Source organism: Fibrobacter sp. UWH1, assembly GCF_002210365.1.
GTDB lineage: Bacteria > Fibrobacterota > Fibrobacteria > Fibrobacterales > Fibrobacteraceae > Fibrobacter.
The window spans coordinates 97,439-118,282 of record NZ_MWQG01000010.1; the positions used below are offsets into that span (position 1 = coordinate 97,439).

A 20,844-nucleotide genomic window follows, 5' to 3' on the forward strand; every position below is an offset into this window, starting at 1 on the left:
CCTTTCGCTTGCATTCTATAAAGGGAAGCGGGTCTCTGGGCCCGCCACCTTTTATTTCAACACTTCTTTTAACAATCAAAAAACAAACGCAAACGGACCGAGGACACCTTGGAACAGACCATCAACATCCTTTTTAACGGCTTGAGCCTCAGCTCCATTATCTTGCTGACATCGCTCGGCCTAGCCATTACCTTTGGCGTCATGCGCGTAATCAATATGGCCCATGGTGAATTCGTCATGATCGGCGCTTACATGACTTTTGTGGTCCAGCAGCTTTTCGCCAAGTTCCTGCCAGAATCTATTGGCGGACTCTATTACTTCGTAGCCATCATCGCCGCATTTGGCGTCGCATTCGGGCTAGGAAGCCTTCTTGAAAAATTCGTGATTTCAAGACTGTACGGTCGTGAAATCGACAGCCTTTTAGCAACATGGGGCATCAGCTTGATTTTACAGCAAGGTGCACGCTCCATTTTTGGATCCCAGGGTGTAAACGTTACGGCTCCTTCCTTTTTAAGTGGCGGCATCACTCTCGGAGAATGCACTTTCTCCTATAACAGAATTTTCATCATCTTGCTGGTAGCTCTTTGCATGGGTGCCGTTTGGCTTGTGATGTACAAGTCCAATTTCGGTCGCCAGATGCGAGCCGTCATGCAGAACCGTCCCATGGCACAGTGCATGGGCATCAACTCCCGCAAGGTGGACAACTTGACTTTCGCAATGGGCTCTGGATTTGCAGGTATCGCAGGATGCTCCGTAGCTCTTCTCGGCTCCATTGACTCTACTGTCGGGCAAAGCTATATCGTCAACTCCTTCATGGCAGTCGTACTTGGAGGCGTCGGAAACCTGATTGGAACAGTCATCGGCTCCGGCATCATCGGCATCAGCTCCATCTTTACCGAAAACTACACCTCCTCCACCATCGCCAAGGCAGTGGTATTGCTGATTGTCATCGTATTCCTGCAAAAGAGACCTCAGGGACTGTTCGTTATCAAGAGCAGAAATTTGGATTAAGGTTTAACGAATAAGGATTACTGGTACAAATATGAAAGCATTAAGACTTTTCGAAAGACACGGATCCAACATCACTTTTGGAATTATCGTTTTTATTCTCGCCATGATGCCCGTCCTTTTGATGATGGGCGTCGTTAGCGGCGGTTCCACCATTTTGTTCCTGGGCAAGTGCATTAGCTTTGCTATTGTCGCCATCGGTATCGACTTGATCTGGGGCTATACAGGAATCTTGAGTCTCGGACACGGATTGTATTTCGCCCTGGGTGGATATGCCATGGCCATGTACCTGAAGATGCAGGCCACAGGCGGTCATTTGACCGATTTCATGCACATCGGTGGCCTTACCGAGATGCCTCTGATTTGGGTTCCTTTTACACTTTCTCCGGGAAGTCTGCTACTGGTGATTATCGCCCCCGCCGTAGTCGCCTGGATTGTAGGTTACTTCATTTTCAAGAACCGTGTAAAGGGAGTGTACTTCTCCATTATTTCTCAGGCTCTTACTTGGGCTGCATGCTCCCTGTTCATCGCCATGTCTCCCTATACCAACGGAAACGTAGGCATTACAGAGATCAAGTCTATCTTTGGAAGCATCAAGGGCAGCGCCAATCAGGGAAACATGCTCCTTCTATTCTATGTGTCCCTCATCGCCTTGATCGCTGTTTACGCACTTTCCAAATTCCTTGTAGAACGTAAGTTCGGTAAAGTGTTGATAGCCATTCGCGATGGCGAAAATAGGACTTATTTCTCTGGATATCCTGTAAGTCGCTACAAGACTTTCATCTACGTTCTCTCCGCTATTTTCGCAGGCATTGCAGGCGCAATCTTTGTCAACTTCAATGGATGTATCACTCCTTCCCAGATGACCATCACCTACTCCATCGGCATGGTAATCTGGGTGGCCATCGGAGGCCGCGGCACTATTATTGGCGCTGTCATCGGAGCCTTCTTCATTAACATCTGCGAATACAATTTGAGTTCCGGAAGCACTGTAGAAATTTGGCAGTACATCATCGGCGTTCTTTTCTGCGTCACCATCCTGTTCTTCAAGGGCGGCATCGTAGGCTTAGTTCGCGACAAGGTTCCTTCTCTGTTCAAAAAGGTCTAAGGAGTTTTTATGCAAACCGAAATCGTATCAAAAGAAGAACTTCTTGCCAAGAACCCCGCACCTATCAAAATCACACAGCTTTCAGAATCTGTATTGGATATCAACCATGTTTCTGTTTGCTTTGATGGGTTTTATGCTCTAACCGATGTAAACACAAAAGTCAAGAGAAATACAATTCATTTCTTCATTGGCCCCAATGGAGCAGGGAAAACAACATTACTTGACATTATTTGCGCCAAAACAAAACCCACCCAAGGCAATGTGGTTTACCATCCTATGTACAAGGATCCTGTAACCTTGACGGGAATGAAGGAATACAAGATCGTCTGGCTTGGAATCGGCAGAAAATTCCAGGTTCCCTCGGTGTTTGTAAACCTGACTGTGGAAGAAAACATGATTCTCTCCCTGAAAAAAGGGAAGAGAATTATGGACACCATTCTGCGCAAGCCCAAGAAGGAAGAGTTGGATAACATCGAAGCCACCCTGCAGAAAGTGGGCCTGGCCGACAAACGTCAATGGCGCGCGGGAGCATTGGCTCACGGTGAAAAGCAATGGCTCGAAATTGCAATGCAGCTGGTGCAAAAGCCGGAAGTCATTATGCTAGATGAACCCGCCGCCGGCATGGGCAAGCCAGAAACATTTAAAACCGGAGAAATCCTGAAGGAAATCAAGAAGGATTGTACCGTCATCGTTATTGAACACGATATGGATTTCGTGAAGCAGGTTGCCGACAAAGTAACAGTCCTTCATGAAGGAAAAATTCTGATGGAAGGCAGCGTAACGGAAGTTCTTGCCGATCCTACCGTGCAGAAAGTTTACCTGGGTCGTGGTGGAGAATAATTATGCTTTATTTGAAAAACATGGATTCCTATTATGGCGAAAGCCGCGTCATTGAAGGTTTGAGCCTGGACATCCCCAAGGGAAAAATCGTAAGCCTCATCGGTCGAAACGGCGTTGGAAAAAGCACCACACTAAAGAGCATTATGGGGCTAGTAAAGACCGGCCCCGAAACATCTCTCGTTTTTGACGGCAAGGAAATTGCAAAACTTCCCGCCTACGAGCGCGTTCGCTGCGGTATTGGCTACGTCCCGCAAGGTCGAGACATTTTCCCGCAGATGACCGTCCAGGAAAATCTGGAATTGGGCATACAGCCCATTCTTGGCCGTGGAGAAAAGGTGGGTAAGAACAAGATTCCCGAATATCTCTACGACCTGTTTCCTATCCTGCCCAAATTCGCCAAACGCCGCGGTGGCGACCTTTCCGGCGGTCAGCAGCAGCAACTTGCCATCGCACGCGCCCTAGTGCAGGACCCAAAAATTTTGATTCTTGACGAACCTACCGAAGGTATCCAGCCATCCATCATTAACGACATTGGCCGCGCCATCCGTAAGATTAACGAATGGAAGGGCATTACCGTTTTGCTGGTGGAACAGTATCTGGATTTCGTTATGGAAAACAGCCACTACATCAACATCATGGAAAAGGGAAACATCATTTTCCACAGGGAAACATCCCTTTGTGACAAGGCTGAAGTCCAAAAATTGATGACGGATTAATTATGCATTTAACTCCTAGAGAAACCGAAAAGTTGATGCTGCACTATGCAGGCATTGTGGCAAGTGAAAGACTGCAACGCGGACTGAAACTGAATTATCCGGAAGCCATCGCCTACATTTCCAGCAAGTTATTGGAATTGGCTCGAGATGGCAAGACCGTTGCAGAATTGATGTCCGAGGGTCGAAAGATGCTGACAGCCGAACAGGTGATGGACGGCGTCGCAGAAATGATTCATGAAGTTCAGCTGGAAGCCACATTCCCTGACGGAACAAAGCTAGTTACCGTACACGATCCAATTCCTGCTACCGGGAAATTGATTCCTGGCGAAGTTCTCGTGGAGGAAGGTTTCATCGAACTGAATGCGGGCAAGAGAACACTTACTCTAGATGTTACCAATACGGCAGACCGCCCAGTTCAAGTAGGTTCTCATTTCCATTTCTTTGAAGTCAACAAAAAACTGGATTTCAATCGTATGGCTGCCTACGGCATGCGTCTTGATGTACCCGCGGGAACCGCAGTACGTTTTGAACCCGGCGAAACAAAGACCGTAAACCTGGTTGAAATCGGTGGTAGCCGCGAAGGTCATGGATTGAACGGTCTAGTAGAAGGCCCTATGGATGATGAATTCGTAAAAACGGCTGCATTTGGCAGAGCATCAACCTCTGGTTTTACGGGAGCTTAACATGTACAAGATTTCCAGAAAAGATTACGCTCAAATGTATGGCCCCACCGTAGGCGACCGCATCCGTCTTGCAGACACTTCCCTTATTGCTGAAGTCGAAAAAGATTATTGCATTTACGGTGACGAAGCAAAATTCGGCGGTGGAAAATCACTGCGTGATGGCATGGGCCAGGCAGTTCCCTTTAAGGATGACGAATGCCTAGACACCGTCATTACAAGCGCGCTTGTCATTGACGCCACTGGAATTTTCAAGGCCGATATAGGCATTAAGGACGGAAAAATTGCTGGCATCGGAAAAGCCGGCAACCCCCACATGATGGATGGCGTTACCCCAGGCATGATTATCGGCAGTTCCACCGAAGCCATCGCTGGCGAAGGCCTAATTTTGACAGCCGGTGGTATCGACACCCACATTCACTTTATCTCTCCCACGCAAGTTCGTACGGCTCTTTACAGTGGCATCACCACCATGATTGGTGGCGGCACAGGCCCTGCTGACGGTACCAACGCTACCACCTGTACGCCCGGCGCATTCAACATTCACAAGATGCTGGAAGCAGCAGAAGATTTGCCCGTCAACTTAGCCTTCCTCGGCAAGGGAAATGGATCCTGTGCAGAAACCTTGAGAGAACAGGTGCGTGCAGGAGCTGCAGGCCTGAAGCTTCACGAAGACTGGGGTTCCACTCCCAAGGCTATTGACACTTGCCTAGGCATCGCGGATGAATTCGACGTCCAGGTTTCCATCCACACGGATACATTAAACGAAGGCGGCTTCGTAGAAGATACCATCTCAGCCTTTAAGGGACGCACCATCCACACCTACCATACGGAAGGTGCTGGCGGTGGACACGCTCCCGACATCATTCGCGCAGCCGCCTTCGAAAACGTCTTGCCGTCCTCAACAAATCCGACAATGCCCTTCACCAGAAATACCATTGACGAGCATCTGGACATGTTGATGGTATGCCACCATCTGGACAAGAACAATAAAGAAGATGTGGCTTTTGCGGATTCAAGAATTCGTCCGGAAACCATCGCCGCCGAAGACATCCTTCACGACATGGGAATTTTCTCCATGATGAGTTCTGATTCCCAAGCCATGGGCCGCGTGGGTGAAGTAATCACCCGTACTTGGCAAACCGCAGACAAAATGAAAAAACAACGCGGTACTCTCGACACCGACTGCGAACGCAACGACAACAATCGCATCAAGCGTTACATTGCCAAGTATACCATCAACCCGGCCATTACCCATGGCATTTCAAAGTACGTTGGTTCCGTAGAGGTTGGCAAAATCGCAGACCTTGTCCTTTGGCGTCCCGACATGTTCGGAGCCAAGCCCGAAATGATCCTGAAGAATGGTTTTATTTGCGCATCCAAAATGGGCGATGCCAATGCCAGCATTCCCACCCCAGAGCCAGTTGTGTATACCGATATGTTCGGTGCCCACGGCAAGGCTTTAGCAAAAACCTGCATCACCTTCGTTTCGGAATACGCTTTTGCAAATGGCATCAAGGAAGAACTGGGCCTCGAAAGAATGGTCCTCCCCGTAAGCAACTGTCGAAACATCGGCAAGAAGGACATGGTTCACAACGACCGCATCGCAAAGCTGGAAGTAGATCCTGAAACCTACACTGTAAAGGTGGATGGTGAACGAATCACCTGCGAAGCCGCCACAGAACTTTCTCTTGCCAGAAGGTACTTCCTTTTCTAAAAAGCAATCTGCAAGGAGTCAAAAAATGATTGCCGATAAAATTCTCGGAAACATCCATCACGGAAACGAAGTTCCTTCCAAGACCGTGGTAGACATTCCATTCGAATGGTTTGAACTGGACAAGCATCGTATTTTTAAAGTTGCCGATGACGGAACCGAATTAGGAATTCAGATTGAGGAATCCCTTTCTGATGGCGATGTTCTCGCCGTCAGTCCCGATAAAATTTACGCTGTAAAGATCAACAAGACAAAACTGGTTCGCATTCCCGTCAAGACTATGGAAGAAATGGGACGCCTTGGATTTGAATTGGGTAACAGGCATCTTTCCCTGCAAATTACAGAAAAGGATGTCACCATTCCTTATGACGAGCCCACCTTCGAATACCTAGTCCGTTTGGGATTTCTCCCTCAGATTGTAGAAGATGTTTTTTCTGACTACATCGTCTGCAAGGCACACGGTGCAAGTAACGGTCACTCCCATAGTCACGACCATGACCATGAACATCACGAACATGGCCATCACCATGAACATCAACACTAGTACGTAAAATGCTCGCCACCCTTCGGATGATTCAAGTTTGCGACAGCCTCTTTCCCATTGGAGCATTCACACTCTCCAATGGTCTTGAGACTTTAATTGCTAACAAGACCATCACAAATGGAGACGCCCTCCAGGAATATGCTTCTAGTTTTTTAAGCGTGCTTCCCTACAATGATCTAGGCGTTATGATGCTCAGTTATGATCATGCCGCCGATTTTGACTACATTCAAAATTTAGACAGTTTCTCTATGGCCTTAAAAGCACCGGAAGAAGTCCGCACCGGCTCCAAAAAACTTTGTAGCAGATTTTTAAAAATCTATGGTGAATTTGAAGGTGCAAAAAACAACTGCTTTCCATCTCTGGACTTTTATCGAGATGAAGTTTTAAAAAATGGCTCTTGCATCGGAAACCACGCCATTGCAATCGGTCTCTTCGCAAACGACATCGGTTTAAACAAGGAAGAAGCCGCAAGCATTTACACCTACAGCTTGCTAAACGCCATTGTCACAAACGGCGTCAAGATGATTCCTCTAAGTCAGATGGTCGGCCAAAAGATTTTAAGCAATTCCCAAAAGAAAATCATCCAAGCCGTTCAGCGAGCCTGCACGCTGGACATGGATGACTTGGGCGTAGGCGGAACTGGCATAGATATTGCAGGAATGAAACACGAAGAACTTTATTCACGACTTTACATGAGCTAACGAGCAAAATATGAGTTATGTTAAAATTGGCGTAGGCGGTCCTGTTGGATCCGGAAAAACAGCATTGATAGAAAGACTTACTCGCAAGATGAGTAAGGAATACAGCATCTGCGTAGTAACCAACGATATTTACACCAAGGAAGATGCCGAATTTTTGATCAAGAATTCAGCCCTGCCTCCCGAAAGAATCGTCGGTGTAGAAACTGGAGGATGCCCCCATACCGCCATTCGTGAAGACTGTTCCATGAACCTGGAAGCCGTAGACGAAATGGCCCGCAAGTTTCCAGATGTCCAGATTATTTTTATCGAAAGCGGCGGAGACAACCTGTCGGCCACCTTCAGCCCCGACCTGGCCGACGCAAGCATTTATGTTATCGACGTTGCCCAAGGCGAAAAGATTCCCCGTAAGGGTGGCCCCGGCGTTATGCGTTCCGACCTGCTGGTCATCAACAAAACGGACCTGGCTCCTCTTGTAGGCGCAAGCCTTGAAGTCATGGCCCGCGATTCCGAACGGATGCGAGAAGGTCGCAAGTACTTATTCACAAACCTCATGAGTATGGACGGCGTAGATGAAGTCATTGCGTGGATCAAGAAAGCCGTACTTTTTGAAGGTATTTAGCCCGTCGAAACATTTACCATTTTTTAAAGGAGTCACTTATGGCATGTTTTGTTGTTCCTGCCGCAGAGGCGTTAATCACCACAGCCGTCACTTTGGTGGTTGAAAAAAAATTCCCCGATAAAGCCCCGTTGCAGGCTCCCCGCCGTTTATCAAAATTGCTGTGGGGCGGTTCCGCTCTGCTTGCTTTTGAGCACTTCTGGCACGGAGAAATTCAACCTTTCTACCCTTTCTTGACTGCAGCACAGGATCCCGAATCCTCGCAAGTCATGATTCATGAAATGTCCACTGTGGGCGTTGGGATGGCTTGCATGGTCACATTGGCGTGGGCGGCCTCCTTGATATTCCTAAAGGTTCGGAAACCATCAAGCAGCCACGCAACAGTCAACCATTCCAAGGGGGCTTAAAATGACTTTACTCATTACCGTTTTCGCAGCTATCATTGCAAGCCTTCTCTGGTTCAACCAGATGAAAAAACACGGCAAAGACACCATGAAGTATTCAACCCTTTGCTACATGTTCTGGGGCGCATCCCTCATGTGGCTGGTAGATGCTATCGCTGAATACGCAGAACTTGGTGCAGAATACTTTACCCCTGCAGCAGCTGATATGCTGAACGACGCCTTCCTGGGTGTTTCTGTAGTGGCACTTGCACTCGTTATTTGGTTAGCACGTCTCCTCTGGTCCGCAAGAGACCTATGCAGAGCACACTCCGCATAAAGACTTGTCTGCGAAATGGCATGACCGAAATCGAGGACGCTTTCTACACGTCCCCTTACAAGGTTATGCATCCATTTCATAATGGAAAACACTCAGACATTATGATGATGGCAGCCTCCGCCGGACTTCTCGGCGGAGACCATTTTTCGTTGCAGCTAGATTTCAAAGAAGGTTGCGACGTCACTTTCCTTTCTCAAAGCTACGAGAAGGTTTTCAATACCGATGGAAAAATTGCCTCCAAGGATATCGACATCAACGTCGGGGCCGACGCCCGCGTCAATTACATGCCCTATCCGGCAATCCCTTTTGCCGGCAGCAATTATCAAAGCAATGTTCGAGTCCAGATTCATCCTTCCGCAACATTTTATTACACCGACATTTTCACTTGTGGCCGTACAGGCATGGGCGAATTTTTCGCCATGGAAAAATTCCAAAGCAAGAGTCGCTTTTACGTGGGCGAACATTTAGCCTTTGCCGACCACACCCTGATTGACCCTAAAAAATTCGATTACACGAAAATCGGCTTTTGGGGCAATTACACCCATAACGGAATGATGTTTGTGTACAGTCCCGAAAAAGAAAAGCTTATCCAACTCAAAGAAAAAGTTCGAGAAATGGGCAAAAGCTTTGACGGCGTCATTGGAACATCTTTTGCGGAAAAAGGTTTAACCATCCGCGCGTTAGCCATGCGTGGCGAAACTATCTGGGATTTTTTCCAGAACATACAAGGTTAAAACAGATCTTTCTCACTAGCCTTTACAAACAAAAAATGTAAAACAATCAAAAATTGTATCTACATAAATCTTACGATAAAGTTATCAGTTCGTCAAAAACGAAAAATTTGTCGGAAAATGTCTTAAAAGCAATTTGTTCAGCAAGCTTGGGGCGTTTAGGCTAGGCTTTTTTTCGATTTCATCGAAACATCACAGACTTTGGCACGGCTTTTGCACTTGTTAGTGCATGAACTGTGTGGAATCAGAAAACTCATTTATCAAATCCCTTTCGGCATTGTCGAAGGAGGAGTTCGAGCACCGTTGTAGGCGCTTGCATAACGTTCTGGACGAGAACGATCTTTCGTCCAGTTCCAGCGGCAGCCACAAGGGTACCGACCCCATTCCCTTGGTGATTTCGTCTGAGGAATGGAGCATCCTGGAAGCAGGCGTTGCTCAGAGAGCCAGGCTTTTTAACGCCTTGGCCCATGACATTTACGGCGATCAGACTTTGTGGAAAAAGGGTAAGTTGCCAGCCGCATTGTTGTTCGCCAATCCGGACTTTATGCAAGTGGCCTGGAAGGTAAAACCCGCCGGCGGCATCTTCGTGAATCTATCCTCAACAGATGTGGCCCGCCTCGAAGACGGCTCCTTCGTCGCCATCGCAGACCATTTGCAAGTGCCCGAAGGTTTAGGCCGCGCCCTGGAAAACCGCATTGGCGTCAGCCGCGCATTCCCGGAATTATTCCGCAGCATGCGTACGGAACGTCTGGCAGGTTTCTTCAAGAAGTTGCTGGATGGTTTAGACGCCATGCACGAGGATATTAACGCCCAAGATCCTCGAGGCGACAGTGGAAAGGTTGTGCTTCTGGCCTCGGGGCCGGACAATCCCCGTCGTGCCGAAGATGCCATGCTGGCCCGCTACTTGGGAATCCCCCTGGTCGAAAACGACGACTTGGCCGTACGAAATTTGCAAGTCTACATGAAGACCTTGATGGGGCTGAAAAAAATCGGTACCATTTTCCGTCGTGTCGAAGATGGCATGTGCGATCCGCTGGAACTTCGCATTGATAGTGGCGAAGGGGCAGTGGGCCTGATCAGCACCGTACGCGCAGGGAACGTGGCCATCGGAAACTTCCTTGGAACAGGTGTTTTAGAAACGCCTATGTTCAAGCCCTTCCTCCCGGAGATTTGCAAGGAACTTCTCGGAGAAGAATTGCTCCTGAAGGATGTGGAAACCGTCTGGCTTGGAAACGCTAACGATATAGATCGTGTTCTTGCAGAACCCGAAAAGTGGATTTTCAAGAAAGCCTTTAGGGACGCTGGAAATTTCAAGGAGCCGGAGCCCAAGGCATACGCTTCCATGACCACAACGGCGCAGCTTGCGCTGTTGCAGGCTATCGAAAATTCGCCGGAACAATGGGTCGCCGAAAAGTCCGTAGACTTGGCAACAGTTCTAGCACACCGTCCAGGCGATGTCAGCAGTTCCGCAAGCATTGAACCGGCCGTTTCGCTGATGAGGTTCTTTGCCGTAAACACAGCAAAGGAAACTTCCGTAATGCCCGGCGGACTGGGGATCTTCCAGTTCATCGACAAGAACTTGGCAAACAGCGCCGCAGCAAGCATTTCAAAGGCCCACATCCTTGAACGCGATGTTGGAGAAAAGGACATCTGGGTGCTTTCCGAAAGACCTGTTGCCCACTTCTCTCTCCTGGCCCCGGCCGACCAGGCCATTACACCTTCTCGAGCAGGCGGTGATTTGCCCAGCCGCGCTGCTGAGAATTTGTATCGCCTCGGCCGGGACCTGTCCGCTTCCAACATGATGGCTCGTATTGCAAGAGGAATTGCAGTGCGACTGTCTGATGAATCCTGGACAGAAATGCCGGAACTTCCCTGGATTCTGAAAGCAGGCCTTTCCGATGAATCCCTGGCGAGAATGGCACAGGATCCGGAAAACGCATTGCGCTACTTCATCCTGAGAAAGGATAACCGTAACGGGATGCAATGTGTACTGACAGAAATTCGCGATCTGGCTGTTCAGTTGCGAGACAGAATTTCTGAAGATCTATGGCTTTACCTGAACGGATTCGGTGTTGCAGAAATGCCGGCGGGGGCAGGTGCAGCATCACTGTTGCCTTACCTAAAGGCAGTCTTATCAGACAGTGCTGCCGTGGCCGGGCTCGCAGCGGACTCCATGACGCGCGGCCACGAATGGCGATTCCTAGAAATCGGTCGACAGATAGAATGCGCCATTCGCACCTTACAGCTGATTAAAAGTCTGCTGTCTACGGCCCCCGCCGAAGAAATTGCAAACCTGCGCCTGTTGCAGGCCGTACTTGAAATTGGTGACGGTCTCATGACTTACCACCGTCGCTACGGCGGCCGTTTGCAAGTGGTGCCGGTATTGGATTTGCTGTTGTCTGACGAATCAAATCCGCGAAGCGTCGCCTATCAGATTGCACGCCTGCGTGAAGAAACGGAACACCTGCCAGGAAACCTCCAGGGAGAAGCCGCCTTCTCGCCTCTGGATCTTGAATTGATGCGAGTCCTTACGGATCTTCGTCTGGCGAACATCGAATCGTTAGCAGGAACTATCGGATATCAAAGGGAGAACTTAACAAGACTAGTTGACGAACAAATAAAGAATGTAGAACATATCGCAGAAATCATAAGCAGGCTCTACTTGAACCACGCTCCTCGCGCAGGAGTTATTCACGCCACAACCACAGAAGTGTCGGAGGTTTAAGATGCCTGTATATCAGATCGATCACGAAACAGTTTACGATTACCATCTGCCCGTTCTCTACAGCAATCACCTAGCCCATATGCTCCCCCGCATGGTCAGCCGGCAGAATTGGATTAGCCACAATATCGAAGTGGAACCCAATCCTACGGCACGCCAGGAAAGGTTGGACATTTTCGGGAACCGCGTTCTCGCCTTTAGCGTTGAAGAAGAACACACTCATTTCAGATTCAACACCACAGGCGTTGTAGAAGTCCGTGAAGAGGAACCGCCCAAAGCCGGAGAAACCATGCCCTGGGAAGAAGTGGCAAAAATTCTGGAACGTCCAAACAACGATGAAATTCTGGACGCGGCCATGTACGCCTACACTTCGCCCTTCGCCAACTTCGACGAATCTGTCAAGAACTACGCGCTGGAAAGTTTTGAACCGGGCCGCCCAATTTTTGACGCCGCCAAGGAACTGATGACCCGCATCTATACGGATTGCAAGTACACTCCCGGTGCCACAAGAATCGGCGCACAACCCCAAGAAATTCTTCGCGGGCGCAAAGGCGTCTGTCAGGATTTCGCCCACTTGATGATTGGTTGCCTAAGGTCACTGCATTTGCCGTGCCGCTATGTAAGCGGTTACCTGCGAACCCACCCGCCCGAGGGTCAGCCAAAACTTGTAGGTGCCGACGCCACACATGCCTGGGCAAGCACCTACATTCCCGGCCACGGTTGGGTGGAACTGGATCCCACCAACAATGTGCTGGGCGGCGAGGAACACATCATCCTCGCCTGGGGAAGAGACTTCGGTGACGTAAGCCCCCTAAAGGGCGTCATTACGGGCGGCGGCGATCACACCTTGAAAGTAGCCGTCAACGTAGACGAGAAATAAACCTCGTACCTGGAACCAGAAGCCTCGTACCTAAAAAACACACAAGGAAAACAGAACATGAAATTTGGAAACTACAATACCGAGGGCTTTTACGATGAGCTCTGCCTTCCCGATGGAACTCCCCGTCCGGCGGCAGAACCGTTGATCAGCCGCATCAACGAACTCCCCGAAGGAGAACTGCAGCGTCGTCAGAAAGTTGCAGAATCAGCCTTCTACGACAACGGCATCACTTTCGCCGTGTATGGCAACAAGGATGGTAAGGACAAGATCATCCCCTTCGATGTCATCCCCCGTATCGTCAGTGCCGCCGACTGGAAACATCTGGAAGCAGGTCTTAAGCAGCGTACCGAAGCGTTGAACTGCTTTTTGACAGACATCTACAACGACCGCAAGATTTTGCGCGACAAGGTTGTCCCCGAAAGCCTCATCAACACATGCACCGCTTACCGCCCCCAGATGGAAGGCTTCGTGCCGCCCAAGGGAATCTGGGCCCACATTACCGGTACCGACCTGGTTCGCGATACCGACGGCACCTTCTATGTTCTGGAAGATAACATGCGCTGCCCCAGCGGCGTGTCCTACGTGTTGCAGAACCGCCAGATTCTGAAGCGCACCTTCCCCCAGGTTTTCACTCACTGTTCCATCCGCCCGGTAGACGAATACTGCACGCGTCTCCGCCATGCCCTGGAATACCTGGCCGAAGGCGTTGAAACCCCGAAGGTTGTGGTGCTGACCCCCGGCATCTACAATTCCGCCTACTACGAACATTCCTTCCTGGCACAGCAAATGGGTGTGGACTTGGTGACCGGCGATGACTTGGTAGTGCAAGACAAAAAGGTGTATGCACGAACCACCCGCGGACTGAAACAGGTTCACGTAATCTACCGTCGTGTTGATGATGAATTCCTGGACCCGCAAGTTTTCCGCCCCGATTCCTGCCTGGGTGTTCCCGGTTTGATGGAAGCCTACAAGGCGGGTAACGTGGCACTGGCCAATGCGCCGGGTTGCGGTGTTGCCGATGACAAGGCTATATATACTTATGTACCGCAGATTATCAAGTACTACCTGGGAGAAGAAGCCATTATCCCCAACGTACCTACTTTCGTCTGCGAAAACCCCAAGCATATGCAGCACGTCATCGACCATATCGAAAACATGGTGGTGAAGGCAGCCAGCGAATCTGGTGGTTACGGCATGCTTGTAGGCCCTAAGTCCACTAAGGAAGAGTGCGAAGCTTTCAAGGAAAAGATCAAGGCCAATCCCCGTAACTATATCGCACAGCCCATGATTTCACTCAGTCGCGTCCCCTGCATTGTGGACGGCGGTTTTGAAGGTCGCCATGTGGATTTGCGCCCCTACATCGTGCAAGGCAAGGACACCTACATTCTCCCCGGTGGCCTTACCCGCGTGGCACTCCGCAAAGGTTCCATCGTGGTGAACAGCTCACAAGGTGGCGGCTGCAAGGACACCTGGGTCATCGCCGAAAACGAAAAGGCCCCAGAGTTGGGACAAGCCAGACAATGGATGGAACAACAACAACAGCAGTGAGCGCGCCTTACTGCGTAAGGCTTTCAGCTATGAGGTCGGGGCTTACGCCCCTAGAGCTAGACAAAGGCGGCGTAGCCGCGATTCTCTAACCCCAAAGCACCAGAATGGTGCGACCCAAAAGCGAAACAAAGCTGAGCGACCTCAAACCTCAAACCTTTTAGGAAAATTTATGCTTAGTAGAGTTGCAAATTCCATTTATTGGCTTGCCCGCTATATTGAACGTGCCGAAAATGTGGCCCGAAGTATCGATGTCAATCTCCAGCTTCAGCTGGACTTGCCCGGCGAAGAACGCCCCTGGGAACCTGTAATCCAGACCGCAGGAAACGCTGACGATTTTTTCAAGAAGTACGCCCACGTTTCCATTGAAAACGCCCTGACGTTCCTTACCTTCGACAAGGAAAATCCCAGCAGCATTATTTCCTGCGTGGCTGCCGCCCGCGAAAATGCCCGCTGCGTCCGCGAAAGAATTTCTTCGGAACTATGGATTGCCATCAATCAGTTCTACCTGAAACTGAACGATCCTGAAATGTCCCAGCAGGCATTGGCTTCCCCCCATGCCTTTTACAGCAGCGTGAAGGAATTCAGCCAGCTGACGGTAGGTATCATTCAGGGCACCATGAGCCACGATGTCGCCTGGAATTTCGCCCGCCTGGGAACCATGTTGGAACGAGCCGACCAGACTTCCCGAATTCTGGATGTAAAATACTACATCCTCCTTCCGGATGTGAGCATGGTGGGCATGGCCATGGATACGGTGCAGTGGAATGCCGTTCTAAAAAGCGTCGGTGCATACGAAATGTTCCACCGTCGTAATTCCAATGTAACGCCATACAACGTAACGGAATTCCTGCTTTTGACAGAAGACTTCCCACGTTCCCTGCGCTATTGTCTGGAACAGGCTGAAATCTGTCTGAAGAACATCGCCTTCCCCGTAAAGAGCAACGCAGAATCCATTCGCCTTTTAGGAAAGCTCCGCTCCGATGTGGCCTTCACCACCATCGAGGAAATTATCCGGAAGGGTCTTCACGAAGAAATCGAACGGACTCAAATCAGACTTAGCGAATTAGGCACTCAGATCTGGAAGGATTTTTTCTGCTGATCCACACAGCAAAATGGGCGAAGGCCCGCGGCAGGGATTTGGTAACGCAAGTCCCTGCCGTTTTTTATTTTTTGAACATCACCACGAAACTTTTGCCTTTGACGATTTCCTTTACGGTCACCTTTTCAAAGTTAGCATTGCTCCCCAGCGAAATCAAATCTTCAGGTTCAAATTTCTTGAACCCTTTTTTTGTGTAGGAAAGTTTGTCCAGCCATTCCTTGGTGTAAACCACATTGTAAAAAATGCCCCCCGGTTTCAGCACGTGGCGAATTTCAGAAAGGCCCTTTGCCGTATCATTCCAAAAATAGATGGTATTGATAGATGTAACCGCCGCAAATATTCCTTCGTCAAAAGGCAAGTCGCAGCAATCACCGATTTGCAAGTGAAGTTTTCCATCATCGGCAGCCACCTTGTTTCGCTCCATGGCGGCATTCACCATGTCTTCGGAAATATCAATGCCGTACAAGTCGCACTTGAACTTTCCATAGAGTCGCTGCAGCAAGCAACCGTTACCGAAACCGATGTCCAGAATTTTGTCGTCGGATTTCACATCCACAAGAGCCACCGTATTCTTGTACATGGCCCTGTTAATGACATTCATGATGATGCAACAAATCGCCCCCACGACACCGCGGGGATTCCCAAACTGACTACCGATATATTCAGAAAACTTGGACATAGGTCCAAACTTAATTTAAAGCGCCGTGTCCAGAACCATCATCAGGGAGAATCCTAAGGCAAAAAGCAAGGTCACACCGTCAAAGTGAACGCCTTCGTTAGCCTCGGGTAAAAGTTCTTCCACCACCACATAGATCATGGCGCCAGCAGCCAAGCTCAGCAAATAGGGCATCGCCGGCAAAACAAAACCAGCCAGAAGAATGGTAATCACCGCAGCACCTGCTTCCGCCACCGCAGAAATAAAGCCAAGTCCAAATGACTTCAGGCGAGTCTCGCCCTCCGCACGCAAAGGCAGCGAAATGATCGCGCCTTCCGGAAAGTTCTGCAAGGCCATACCCACAGAAACCGCCACCGCAGACGCCAAGGAAATTCCTCCCGCAGCACCCGCACTTGCCACATCGCCAGCACCAACTGCCCCGCTGATACCAGCAAGCCAACCCGCAAACACCACACCAATAGCCATTCCTTCGGGAATGTTATGGATCGTCACCGCCAACGCAAGCATTGTCGTGCGTTTCATTTTCACCCGCGGGCCTTCCGGCGAATCGCTACCCAAATGCAAATGGGGAGTAATCTTGTCAATCAAGAAAAGCAGAAGAATGCCCGCCCAAAATCCAGCCACCGGCGGAACAAAAGCAAGTTTGCCGTAATCACCCGACGACTCAATGGAAGGTAGCAACAAGCTCCACACAGAAGCCGCCACCATCACGCCCGCAGCAAATGCCATCATGCCACGCTGCACCTTGGGGCGCAAATTTCCCTTCATAAAGAACACGCAGGCCGCACCAAGAACCGTCCCCAAGAAGGGAACCCCGATTCCATAAATCACAGGCAGGTAATGAGAAATGTCCATAGAGAGTCCTACAAGATATAAGTTCCAAAACGGACCTCAAATTTGAAGCCCACAAAATTTGCGTAGTTCATCCAGATTTCAGCACCCCATCAGTTCCTTTTCTTTGACAACAAAAGGAGAAACAAGGGCCACACCCAAATAACCACTTTTCGAGGCGCGGTCATTGTCCATGCGTCTTTGTTGAATTTCCTTGGTCTTTTCAGCCGAACAAAACATCCAACACAGACGAAATATCCCCAATTTTTTTTCATAATATCTAAATTAGCAAAATACAATTCCATAGTACCAACTAAAGCAAATTCCAGAAGTCACAGCCAGCATCAGGACACCCCTTTAACAGCTTTTCTTTTTTCTATCTTTGCCTACATAAGGTGTTTGGAATTCTATATAGCTGCAGTTACCGCTGCTCTACTTTTTGCGTCCTGCGACGATTCCACCAGCGTCAATTCTGCCGCCGATTCTGAACAAAAAGAAATCACCAGAATCGACACGGTCTATGTCCGCGATACAATAAACATCCGCGACACCATTTCTTCGAGCGACACGGTCACAGTCAAGGACACAGTCACTCTCCACGACACCATCATTGACTGCACTTCCAAAGACAACGGAGATGGTTCAGTCACCCTTACCTGCGGTGATTCTTCTCAGGTTCTTTATCCTGCTATTTGCAACGGCAGATCCTATGACGCCAACACTCAGATCTGCGACGAGGGAGAAATCAAGGACGTGTGCGCAGGCATCGTCTACGACAAGGAAGTTCAGCTTTGCGAAAACGGCAAACTTTACGACTATTTCACCGATCCCCGCGATAGGCAAGTTTATAAGATGGTCACCATCGGAGAACAAACCTGGATGGCCCAGAATCTGAATTTTAGAGTTGACTCCAGTTGGTGCGGCGGCGGAATCCACAAGTTCCCTATGACGTCCAGATGAAATCAGACTCTCTTTGGGAAAATAAAATTCACCCGGATACAAAACTGCCTGCAGGAATTCGCTTCAAAACATTATCAAATTCCAATAGTTCAAAAAACAACGGTCTGTTTAGAAACGACCCACACAACGCAATCTTCATTACTACGATGGATTTTGGCACAACACATTTCAACTACCAAGCCTTTTATGGTTACCACGTTGATGAGTTTGCTTACTACGTCCCAATCATGAATAGGGGTCATTTAAAGACGTCTGGAGAATCCGTCCGCTGTCTCAAGGACGAATCCAACTAGTTTGACTTTAATCCTCCGACAACACCCTCCTATTTTTTTATAATACAAATAAAGAATGGAGGTATTTACGGACAAAAGATTCGCATTCGTACTAGCGTCAGCCTTGACCGCAGTCCAGGCATTTGGTGCAACCTATTATGTAGCCGTTGACGGTAATGACAAAAGCAAGGGAACGAAGGAAAAGCCTTTCGCCACACTGAAACAGGCTAACTCCGTGGTAACTCCCGGCGATACCGTATGGATTCGCGGCGGCGTCTACGAAATGCGAGACACATCCTATTGCGAACGCGCCAGAATGTCTGCAGGAGTTTTGTTAACCACCAGCGGTGAAAGCGACGACAAGCGCATTCACTATTTCGCTTACCCTGGAGAACGTCCTATTTTCGACGGCACCAACCTTCCCATTGGCCAGGCTCTTGACAAAACCACTTCATCTACGGATCTGGAATACACTGCAGGCATTTTGATTTACGCCAGCTACTTGCACCTGAAGGGAATCGAAGTTCGCAACGTTCCCATGAAGCATAATTCCAATTCGGGCGTTTACGTTACCCGATGCAAACATGTGATTTTGGAACAGATGGAAAGCCATCACAATGCGGGTCCGGGATTCTTCGTGAACGAAGGCGGAAGAGGGCTCAACGGCGGAGGCCATCTATTCTTGAATTGTGATGCCCATGACAATTACGACCCAACAGGTCGTCAGGGCGATGGTGAAAATGCCGACGGCTTTGGCGTACATTATCAGTATGACGGCGACACCACAAAATTTTTCGGTTGCCGTTCCTGGTGGAACAGCGACGACGCCTACGACTTTATCAATCAGGAATTTCCTGTTGTTGTAGAAAACAGCTACGCCATGGGAAGCGGTTACAGTGACTATGGTACAAAGATGCCGAAAAACGGAAACGGTTCCGGATTCAAGATGGGCGAAAGCACATTTGGCGGCGGACACCATATCATTCGAAACAGCGTTGCCTGGAAAAACGAAACCTTCGGTTTTTACGCAAACTACACAGGCGCAGGAACTCAGTGGATCAACAACACTTCATTCAAAAATGAACAACGTGCTTTCAACATGGCATCTACCACATTCGATGCAGAAGGTCACCGTCTCGCCGATGTTGCCGTATTGACGGGCGATAACGCTCATGTACTGAAAAACAACATTGCTTTCCCAAATTTGAATTCCCAAGTTGGTGTATGCTGGGTAAAAATCGATGACAGCGACAAGGGACATGACGAAGATTGTGCCGCAGGCGAAAATAATACCTGGAACTTAAAACTGGATTTAGACGAATCTGATTTCGAAAGTCTTGACGACCCCAGCATGACTGTAACAGGCGAAGACCTTTCCAAGATTCCTGGAATTTTAGGACCTAGAAATGCTGACGGAAGCATTCCCTACGTGGGCTTCTTGAGGTTGAAAAAAGGCAGCCGCGCTATTGACAAGGGCGAAGATGTGGGATTGGAATTTACAGGTAAAGCTCCAGATTTGGGTGCTTATGAATACGGTCTCAGTTCCACTAGCAGCATAAAGCCCATTGCAAAGAGCATCGCCAAGTCTCCGCATATATGGGGGAACGTCACGGTCTTCGACCTGCAAGGCCGCTACCAGGGTAAATTTCAAGCAGAGCAACTGCACGGAAGATCCATCGCAGAAACTCTAAAGAGAAATTCACAATACCTAATCGCGAAATAAAATCGAGTAGCGTCAAAAAGGCGGTGGAAACAGGCAAAAACAAGCCTTTTCCACCGCCTTTTCATTACGTTACACTAAATCAAGCGAACAAAAACAGGTTTTTCAAAGGTCCAAAGCCTCCTAAAACACATTTTCCGTTCCCATCAAGGGCTAAAAACACAAACAAAATAACAAAAAGGCAGTGGAAATTAGAAAAAATCTCCGTTTACACCGCCTTTTTTCCCACACAGCCCAATCATCACTCTACAAACCGGCACCAGATATAAAAAGCAAGCGCAAAGAACAGCGCTATTGGGTGCCTGTACCGCATTCAACACGATGACCGTGGCTACAGACCAAGGCACCAACGCAATCACCGTAACAGCCGTATCATAAAGGTTCAGCGCCTGATTTTTGGCACCTAGATTTTCTGTCATCTGGTTTGTCAAAATGATGGTGAGGGTCTGATTGCAGACTACGCAGGACACCAGAGACGCACAAGCCAAAGTAGCCACAAAGGGATTGGTATTTTGGGACATTTTTTCGATTCTTGATTTGACAGGTTGAAGCAACGACGTACCTTTAAATATGCCGCCACAACAACCTGCGATTACAACAATCAAGAAAACATTTACCATGGAGAGAAGACCTCCCCCATTTACCATCTTGGCAATTTCGGGAACAGTTGTTTTATAACCAAAAATGATTGATTTAAGTAAATCCCGAATTCTATTTGCAAATGCATAATCCGAGCGGAATCTGAAGGATGCAAAAAA

The 20,844-nt window shown here is 48.9% G+C and carries 21 protein-coding genes; 18 read left to right on the top strand and 3 right to left on the bottom strand.

Annotated elements, in window-relative coordinates; translation table 11 throughout:
* Positions 1 to 108: 108 nt before the first annotated feature.
* The 16 genes from urtB (at position 109) to B7992_RS06645 (ending at position 15,627) form a co-directional block, all read left to right on the top strand.
* A complete protein-coding gene (gene urtB / locus B7992_RS06570) occupies positions 109 to 1,011 on the top strand; it encodes an urea ABC transporter permease subunit UrtB (RefSeq protein ID WP_073160186.1) in 903 nt (300 codons plus the stop codon).
* Positions 1,012 to 1,042: 31 nt separating this feature from the next.
* Entirely contained in the window at positions 1,043 to 2,116 is a 1,074-nt protein-coding gene (gene urtC / locus B7992_RS06575) for an urea ABC transporter permease subunit UrtC (RefSeq protein ID WP_073286770.1), read from the top strand.
* A gap of 9 nt (positions 2,117 to 2,125) precedes the next feature.
* Positions 2,126 to 2,956 (top strand): urea ABC transporter ATP-binding protein UrtD, encoded by an 831-nt coding sequence (gene urtD, locus B7992_RS06580; RefSeq protein ID WP_088665849.1) that lies wholly within the window; start codon positions 2,126 to 2,128, stop codon positions 2,954 to 2,956.
* 2 nt (positions 2,957 to 2,958) lie between these two features.
* Complete coding sequence (urtE, locus tag B7992_RS06585) at positions 2,959 to 3,672, top strand: urea ABC transporter ATP-binding subunit UrtE (protein ID WP_073160182.1); 714 nt, start codon at positions 2,959 to 2,961, stop codon at positions 3,670 to 3,672.
* 2 nt (positions 3,673 to 3,674) lie between these two features.
* On the top strand, positions 3,675 to 4,355 hold the full coding sequence (gene ureA / locus B7992_RS06590; RefSeq protein WP_073160180.1) for an urease subunit gamma: 681 nt from the start codon (positions 3,675 to 3,677) through the stop codon (positions 4,353 to 4,355).
* Position 4,356: 1 nt separating this feature from the next.
* Positions 4,357 to 6,069, top strand: a complete 1,713-nt coding sequence (gene ureC, locus B7992_RS06595; RefSeq protein WP_088665850.1) for an urease subunit alpha — start codon at positions 4,357 to 4,359, stop codon at positions 6,067 to 6,069.
* A 25-nt stretch (positions 6,070 to 6,094) separates the two neighbouring features.
* On the top strand, positions 6,095 to 6,610 hold the full coding sequence (locus tag B7992_RS06600) for an urease accessory protein UreE (RefSeq protein WP_073237003.1): 516 nt from the start codon (positions 6,095 to 6,097) through the stop codon (positions 6,608 to 6,610).
* Positions 6,611 to 6,618: 8 nt separating this feature from the next.
* Complete coding sequence (locus tag B7992_RS06605) at positions 6,619 to 7,311, top strand: urease accessory protein UreF (RefSeq protein ID WP_083538245.1); 693 nt, start codon at positions 6,619 to 6,621, stop codon at positions 7,309 to 7,311.
* 10 nt (positions 7,312 to 7,321) lie between these two features.
* Positions 7,322 to 7,930, top strand: coding sequence for an urease accessory protein UreG (gene ureG / locus B7992_RS06610; RefSeq protein ID WP_073237008.1), 609 nt, complete (start codon positions 7,322 to 7,324; stop codon positions 7,928 to 7,930).
* A 38-nt stretch (positions 7,931 to 7,968) separates the two neighbouring features.
* Positions 7,969 to 8,334 carry a hypothetical protein gene (locus B7992_RS06615; protein ID WP_088665851.1) on the top strand — a complete coding sequence of 122 codons (366 nt, stop codon included), beginning with the start codon at positions 7,969 to 7,971 and terminating at the stop codon, positions 8,332 to 8,334.
* Position 8,335: 1 nt separating this feature from the next.
* The gene (locus tag B7992_RS06620; protein WP_073286753.1) at positions 8,336 to 8,647 is read left to right on the top strand and encodes a hypothetical protein; all 312 of its coding nucleotides are present in this window, start codon (positions 8,336 to 8,338) and stop codon (positions 8,645 to 8,647) included.
* Positions 8,626 to 9,381 (top strand): urease accessory protein UreD, encoded by a 756-nt coding sequence (locus B7992_RS06625; protein ID WP_088665852.1) that lies wholly within the window; start codon positions 8,626 to 8,628, stop codon positions 9,379 to 9,381. The genes B7992_RS06620 and B7992_RS06625 overlap by 22 nt, the downstream gene beginning before the upstream one ends.
* A 310-nt stretch (positions 9,382 to 9,691) precedes the next feature.
* Positions 9,692 to 12,103: a circularly permuted type 2 ATP-grasp protein gene (locus B7992_RS06630; protein ID WP_249269429.1), complete on the top strand. Its 2,412-nt coding sequence runs from the start codon at positions 9,692 to 9,694 to the stop codon at positions 12,101 to 12,103.
* 1 nt (position 12,104) lies between these two features.
* Positions 12,105 to 12,980, top strand: coding sequence for a transglutaminase family protein (locus B7992_RS06635; protein WP_073160144.1), 876 nt, complete (start codon positions 12,105 to 12,107; stop codon positions 12,978 to 12,980).
* A gap of 57 nt (positions 12,981 to 13,037) precedes the next feature.
* Positions 13,038 to 14,528 (top strand): circularly permuted type 2 ATP-grasp protein, encoded by a 1,491-nt coding sequence (locus B7992_RS06640; protein ID WP_088665853.1) that lies wholly within the window; start codon positions 13,038 to 13,040, stop codon positions 14,526 to 14,528.
* A 169-nt stretch (positions 14,529 to 14,697) separates the two neighbouring features.
* On the top strand, positions 14,698 to 15,627 hold the full coding sequence (locus tag B7992_RS06645; protein ID WP_073160140.1) for an alpha-E domain-containing protein: 930 nt from the start codon (positions 14,698 to 14,700) through the stop codon (positions 15,625 to 15,627).
* A 64-nt stretch (positions 15,628 to 15,691) separates the two neighbouring features.
* Here B7992_RS06645 and B7992_RS06650 read toward each other — a convergent pair whose 3' ends face one another.
* Together B7992_RS06650 and B7992_RS06655 are read right to left on the bottom strand one after the other, a co-directional pair.
* Positions 15,692 to 16,306, bottom strand: coding sequence for a class I SAM-dependent methyltransferase (locus B7992_RS06650; protein WP_088665854.1), 615 nt, complete (start codon positions 16,304 to 16,306; stop codon positions 15,692 to 15,694).
* A gap of 15 nt (positions 16,307 to 16,321) precedes the next feature.
* Positions 16,322 to 17,158, bottom strand: coding sequence for a ZIP family metal transporter (locus tag B7992_RS06655; protein WP_073160137.1), 837 nt, complete (start codon positions 17,156 to 17,158; stop codon positions 16,322 to 16,324).
* A gap of 375 nt (positions 17,159 to 17,533) precedes the next feature.
* On the opposite strand from B7992_RS06655, the gene B7992_RS17120 reads away from it, so the two are divergent.
* A complete protein-coding gene (locus B7992_RS17120) occupies positions 17,534 to 18,094 on the top strand; it encodes an FISUMP domain-containing protein (protein WP_254917638.1) in 561 nt (186 codons plus the stop codon).
* Positions 18,095 to 18,490: 396 nt separating this feature from the next.
* Positions 18,491 to 20,089, top strand: coding sequence for a right-handed parallel beta-helix repeat-containing protein (locus tag B7992_RS06670; RefSeq protein ID WP_254917639.1), 1,599 nt, complete (start codon positions 18,491 to 18,493; stop codon positions 20,087 to 20,089).
* 188 nt (positions 20,090 to 20,277) lie between these two features.
* Here B7992_RS06670 and B7992_RS06675 read toward each other — a convergent pair.
* Positions 20,278 to 20,844, bottom strand: a 567-nt coding sequence (locus B7992_RS06675) for a Na+/H+ antiporter NhaC family protein (RefSeq protein WP_217897581.1), incomplete at its 5' end; no start/stop codon positions are given.